General features: G+C 44.6%; 1 protein-coding gene. It reads left to right on the forward strand.

Annotated elements, in window-relative coordinates; genetic code table 11:
- Positions 1–269: hypothetical protein (locus N8O80_RS09540; protein WP_261028121.1), on the forward strand; the 269-nt coding region annotated here is incomplete at both ends.

Below are 269 nucleotides of genomic sequence, written 5' to 3' on the forward strand. Positions count from 1 at the left end.
GCAAATATCCTACGCCATTATCTTGAAAACTATCAGGTTCAACATACCGAAGCACAATCTATTCTGGATCTGTTCAGCCGCTTGAATAGCCTGAAATCCGCAGATAACACCTGGTTAATTGTCGATCATAGTGGCGATACAGAAGCCTTGCTCAAAGAAATTCGCAGTCGCTATACAGGTCATCTCGCAGTCTATGGTTATCAAATGGCGCTTGAGCCAAATATGCTGCATGAATATCGAGCTAGACCACTGTATCAGCCGCTGAGTCG

Source organism: Streptococcus mitis (assembly GCF_946190155.1).
Classification (GTDB): domain Bacteria; phylum Bacillota; class Bacilli; order Lactobacillales; family Streptococcaceae; genus Streptococcus; species Streptococcus mitis_CL.